General features: G+C 67.1%; 2 protein-coding genes. Both read right to left on the bottom strand.

Annotated features, from left to right (window positions below; all coding sequences use genetic code 11):
- A partial coding sequence (locus tag AC3XYG_RS25315) for a formate dehydrogenase beta subunit (RefSeq protein WP_489142640.1) occupies positions 1–1,384 on the bottom strand: 1,384 nt, incomplete at its 3' end.
- The coding region (locus AC3XYG_RS25320) for an NAD(P)H-dependent oxidoreductase subunit E (RefSeq protein ID WP_489142641.1) at positions 1,381–1,677 on the bottom strand (297 nt) is incomplete at its 5' end. The genes AC3XYG_RS25320 and AC3XYG_RS25315, both read right to left, overlap by 4 nt.

Here is a 1,677-nt window from a genome sequence, read left to right on the forward strand (position 1 = left end):
GGTCGCGCAGCAATTCGAGGTTGGCGTCGACATTTCGGCCGGCCAGGATCTTATCCACCGTCTCCTTGCCGCGCACCGATCCGATGCGGCACGGCGTGCATTTGCCACAGGATTCCGCGCCGCAGAACTCCATGGCGAAGCGTGCCTGGCGGGCCATGTCGACGGTGTCGTCGAACACCACGACGCCGCCGTGACCGATCAGGCCGTCCTTGGCGGCGAATGCCTCGTAGTCGAACGGTGTGTCGAACAGGGAAGGGGGGAAATAGGCGCCCAGCGGGCCGCCGACCTGGACGGCGCGGACCGGGCGGCCGGACAGCGTGCCGCCGCCGATGTCGTTCACCAGTTCGCCGAGGGTGACGCCGAAACCAGCCTCGAAAATGCCGCCGTAACGGATATTGCCGGCGAGCTGGATCGGCATGGTGCCGCGGGAGCGGCCCATGCCCAGAACCTGGTAGGCCTCGGCGCCGTCGCGGAGGATGACCGGGATGGTGGCGAGGGTGATCATGTTGTTGATCGCGGTCGGCATGCCGAACAGGCCGTGATGGGCTGGCAGCGGCGGCTTGGCGCGGACCTGGCCGCGGCGGCCCTCCAGGCTTTCCAGCAATGCCGTCTCCTCGCCGCAGACATAGGCGCCGGCGCCGACCCGTTGCTCGATGTCGAAATCGGCGCCCAGAATCCCGGCCGCTCGAGCGTTGGCGAGCGCCTTGTCGAAGGTGGCGATGGCGTGGGGGTATTCGGAGCGGGTGTAGACGTAACCTTTGCCGGCCCCGATCGCGAGGCCCGCGATGATCATGCCCTCGATCAGGCAGAACGGGTCGCCTTCCATCAGCATACGGTCGGCAAACGTCCCGGAATCGCCCTCATCGGCGTTGCAGACGATGTATTTCCGCGCGCCGGGCGCTTCGCGGGTGGTTTTCCATTTGATGGCGGTGGGGAAGCCGGCGCCGCCGCGGCCACGCAGACCGGACGCCATGACGGTCTCGATGATCCCGACGGGGCCAAGCGCTCGGGCTTTGTCCAGGCCGGCCATGCCGCCATTGGCGCGATAATCCTCCAGCGACAGCGGATCAACGACGCCGCAGCGGGCGAAAGTCAGGCGGGTCTGCCGGGCGAGGAACGGGATCTGGTCGGGGATACCAAGGCGCAGATGCTGCGCTGCGCCGGTCAGCAGGCCATCGGCGAGCAGACCGGGAACATCGGCTGCCTCGACCGGACCGTAGGCGACGCGGCCGTCCGGCGTCTCGACCTCGATCATCGGTTCCAGCCAGAACAACCCGCGGGAGCCGGTGCGGATCACATCCGCATGATCTGCCAGGGCGGCCGCCACTTCGTCGGCACCAACCGAGAGTGCGGCCGCGTCGCGGGGAACAAAAACGCGTGTCAAGCCAGCGTCTCCAGCATCCGGTTGATTTTTTCGGGATTTAATCGCCCGACCGGCCGGCCGTCGACCAGGGCGGCGGGACCGGTGGCGCACAGTCCGAGGCAAAACACCGGCTCCAGTGTCACGCCACCGTTCGGCGTCGTTTCGTGCCAGTCGACCCCCAGAATTTCACGGAAATGCGCACTGGTTGCCTCGGCGCCGACCGATTGGCAGGCCTCTGCACGGCACACATGCAGCGTATGGCGCCCGGGCGGTGTTCGCCGGAACTCGTGATAGAAAGTTACGATCCCATGCAC

It is taken from the genome of Inquilinus sp. (assembly GCF_057815775.1).